Source organism: Streptomyces phytophilus (assembly GCF_013870535.1).
Taxonomy (GTDB): Bacteria; Actinomycetota; Actinomycetes; order Streptomycetales; family Streptomycetaceae; genus Streptomyces; species Streptomyces phytophilus.
Map to the genome: position 1 here is coordinate 1 of NZ_JACBXC010001197.1, position 1,833 is coordinate 1,833.

Below are 1,833 nucleotides of genomic sequence, written 5' to 3' on the forward strand. Positions count from 1 at the left end.
AGCCGGCGCGGTGGCGGCCGTGGCGGTTCCGGATGTCCAACGACGTCTGGGGCAAGCCGGTCGTCTCCGGCAACCTGCTCTACGTCACCTCCTTCGAGGTCCACGCGCTGGACGTGACCAGCGGCAGGCGGCAGTTCAAGACCCGCGAGGTCGCCTGGTCCATGGCGCTGGCCGAGGGCCTGGTGCACGCCTCGGACGGCCCCAGCCTGTACGCCCTCGACGCCGCGGACGGCCGCGAGCGCTGGCGCCAGGCCACCGGCGGCTGGGTGTACTCGCTCCAGGTCGCCGCCGGCACCGTCGTCACCGGCACCCGCGGCGGCGGCATGCAGGCCCGGCACGCGGCGACCGGCGAGCCGCTGTGGGAGCTGACCGGCGCCCAGACGGAGTTCGAGACGCAGGAGGCCGGGCCGCTGGCCCACGACGGCACGGTCTACGTCTGGGGCGAGGGCCGGCTGCGCGCCCTGGACACCCGCTCCGGCGCCGAGCGCTGGTCGTACCCGATCGGCGACGCCGCCGCCTGCGGCGGCGTCCCGGTGCGGCTGCTCCCGGTGGATGCCACCGCCGGTACAGCGGCGGGCCCCACGGTCTTCGCGTCCGCGGGCAAGCGAGTCCTGGCTCTGGACGCGGCGTACGGCACGCTGCGCTGGACGTTCGAGGCCCCCGCGGTGCTCCTGAGCCCGCCCGCGTACGCCCCGGGCGCGGCCCTGACCGGCGGCGGCGTCTTCGTCGCCGACCACCTCGGCACGGTCTACGCCCTCGACGCCGCCGACGGCCGCGAGCGCTGGCGCATCGCCACGGAGGCCCGCCAGTCCATCGAACCCGTCCTCGTCGCCGACAACCACGTCCACGTGGGCAGCGGCGCCGCGCTCTACACCCTCGACGCCGTCGCCGGCACCCCGATGTGGCGCTTCGCCACCCGCGGCGACCTGATCGGCACCCCGGTCGCCGCGGACGGCCGCGTCCACTTCGGCTCCGCGGACCACTGCATCTACGCGGTCGACGCGGTCGGCGGCCAGCTCCGCTGGAAGCTCGCCACGGACGGCGAGATCACCGGCTCCCCCGTCGTCGCCAACGGCGTCGTCTACGCCTGCAGCAAGGACCGCTGCGTCTACGCCCTGGACGCCGAGAAGGGCACCGCCCGCCGCTGACGCCGGGGTCCGCGGCCGGCTTCTCAGCGCCGCAGGAGGTCGACCATGCCCTGCGGGTTCTTCGCGTCGCGCTCCGCGAGGCAGCGGCGCATCAGCTCGAAGTACGGGGTGAGGAGTTCCGGACTGACGCCCTGCTGGCGTGCGGTGTCGAGGAACGCGGGGGTGCCGGCCACCTGCATCGCGAGGCCGGCGACCTCCTCCTCGGGGTCGGCGCCGGCGGTGAGTTCGGCGGCGATCCGGTGCGCCACCGGGGCCATGGCGGTGAGCCAGCCGGTCAGCAGCCCGGCGAACTCCGCCGGGTCCAGGTCCTCCCCGCGGACCAGGGCGAAGGCGTGCGTGACGCCGGCGAACATGCCGTACATGGCGCTCAGCAGCGCCACGTCCTGCAGCGCCGCGAAGCCCGGGTCGGCGCCGGCGTAGGTGGCGCCGGCCGGGACGGCGAGGGTTGCGCGGTGGTCGTCGAAGAGGTCGCGCGGGCCGCTGTAGAGGACGTAGCCGCCGGTCTCCGGGGCGCCGATCATCGGCGGGATGGCCATGATCCCGCCGTCCAGGTAGCGCGCGCCCCGCTCCGCCGCCCAGGCCGCGCGGTCGCGGGCCTGGGCGGGGGTCGAGGTGGTCAGGTTGACGACGTCCTTGCCGGCGAGGTCCGCGCCGGCGAGTACCTCGCCGACCGACGCGTCGTCCA

At 75.8% G+C, this 1,833-nt stretch carries 2 protein-coding genes; one reads left to right on the plus strand and one right to left on the minus strand.

Translation table 11 applies throughout. The annotated features are described in order from the left end of the window. A partial coding sequence (locus tag H5J30_RS30700) for an outer membrane protein assembly factor BamB family protein (protein ID WP_181790735.1) occupies positions 1-1,148 on the plus strand: 1,148 nt, incomplete at its 5' end. Between the two features lie 23 nt (positions 1,149-1,171). On the opposite strand, the gene H5J30_RS30705 is transcribed toward H5J30_RS30700, so the two are convergent. Next, positions 1,172-1,833: imine reductase family protein (locus H5J30_RS30705; protein WP_181790737.1), on the minus strand; the 662-nt coding region annotated here is incomplete at its 5' end.